Source organism: Vibrio aestuarianus (genome assembly GCF_012395185.1).
Classification (GTDB): Bacteria; Pseudomonadota; Gammaproteobacteria; order Enterobacterales; family Vibrionaceae; genus Vibrio; species Vibrio aestuarianus.
On the sequence record NZ_JAAZTU010000103.1, the window covers coordinates 1 to 1,258 of the forward strand.

Consider the following 1,258-nt stretch of genomic DNA (forward strand, 5'->3'; position numbering starts at 1 on the left):
TAACTCTAGCTGGTCAATTAAACAACCAATATATACCATTCCTACTTGAAGTTGCAGCGGTGTTGGCTACGTTTGCTCACCCCAATCACATAGTTTATCTATGCTCATGGGGATTCACTCACTTGCCACCTACCTGCAACTCCAAATAGTTTGGATATAGATCAAAATATTTTTTGTTGTTATTTTAATGGAGTTATATAGATAACACATTGATAAATATTCAAAAGTAATTTGCCCTAATAAAAGAGCAAACGATAAACCAATTAATAATAATGTTAATCAATAATTGGATAGGCAATACACTCAGATAACACAACGTGAGTAATGGTCTGTGGATCAATCATTTTCCAGCCATTATGGCTGTCCAAAGGTTCGGATGCTAATACGATGTCATCCCCTTCGACCTTACTAAATATAGTGGGTGGCACACCATCAGAACTATAACGAACTAACCAAAATTCACGTCCATCAGAGATACAAATAGAGGCTTTAAATGGTAGTTCAATTTCCTTTTCCACCATTAAATTTTCAATTTCACTGATCGTAGAACGAATCGCTTTGATCGGATCAATAAACAAGCCATTGTTAACCATAAGTAGGAAAATTAGCTCACTGTCTGTGGTCCCCATACGCTTTATATAAAGTGCTTCTGGCAGTTTTCTCTCTAGGGCAAATTTCACTTTCTCAAACTCACCGATTTGCCCATTATGCAAAAACATCCAATTATCTAAAATGAAGGGGTGGCAATTTGAACGCGACACTTGTGTCCCTGTGGAAGAACGTACATGTGCCATAAATCGATGAGAGCAGATATGATGAGCAAGAGAGCGTAAATTTTCATCGCCCCATGCCGGTAAGACTTCGTGAAACTGTCCGGGGGTACTTCTCTCGGTATACCAACCTAATCCAAAACCATCAGCATTAACTCGAGTCACAGCTTTACGTGCTTCTAAACTTTGATGAACTAATGAATGTTCCGGTTGATAAACCAGTTGGTCAAGATAAATGGGACTTCCTTGGTAAGCGAGCCAGCGGCACATAGTGGGAATATTCCTAACTAGATAACAGTATCTTCAATAAAGCATGTTTATGCTCCTCTCGCAAGGTGTCAAAAGTGTCATTATTTCCTTTATCAATAAAAACACCGTTTAAAGATGTAACTCAAAAATAGGCAATATTTTTATTTATATGAATGAGAGCAAAAATAAAGACCTAATTTAGTTCATACTACTTTATATAAAGTGAATCAAGATCATAC

Annotated in this window: 1 protein-coding gene; it reads right to left on the reverse strand. The window is 37.1% G+C overall.

Translation table 11 applies throughout. The features are described 5' to 3' along the window. Positions 1-275: 275 nt before the first annotated feature. On the reverse strand, positions 276-1,040 hold the full coding sequence (locus HGG78_RS18785) for a class II glutamine amidotransferase (protein WP_053310582.1): 765 nt from the start codon (positions 1,038-1,040) through the stop codon (positions 276-278). Positions 1,041-1,258 lie beyond the last annotated feature (218 nt).

Bases quoted from the DNA above. Each gene is read 5' to 3' on its own strand.
- HGG78_RS18785 (WP_053310582.1), bottom strand. From the start codon at position 1,040: ATGTGCCGCTGGCTCGCTTACCAAGGAAGTCCCATTTATCTTGACCAA.